Genomic DNA, 254 nt, shown 5'->3' on the forward strand with positions numbered 1-254 from the left:
TACGAGAACACAACATGCTTTTACTCTATCTTCCCGCTTACAGCCCAGAGCTGAATCTGATTGAAATCGTCTGGAAACAGGCCAAATACCGCTGGCGACGTTTTATCACTTGGACTCAGGATACCATCAGGGCGCGAGCATACTTTTTTAACATCTATTGAATGAAAATTAATAGCATGATCTAATTAGCCTTATTTCTCTTCTAATCGCTTACCTATGACCCTGATTGAACATTTATCCGTTGTTAAAGAAAC

Annotated in this window: 1 pseudogene; it reads left to right on the plus strand. The window is 39.8% G+C overall.

Annotated elements, in window-relative coordinates:
• Nucleotides 1-95: pseudogene (locus AACQ81_RS19690) on the plus strand (transposase); the annotation flags it as partial.
• Between the last annotated feature and the right edge of the window lie 159 nt (nucleotides 96-254).

This window comes from Xenorhabdus sp. Sc-CR9 (assembly GCF_963897815.1).
Lineage (GTDB): Bacteria > Pseudomonadota > Gammaproteobacteria > Enterobacterales > Enterobacteriaceae > Xenorhabdus.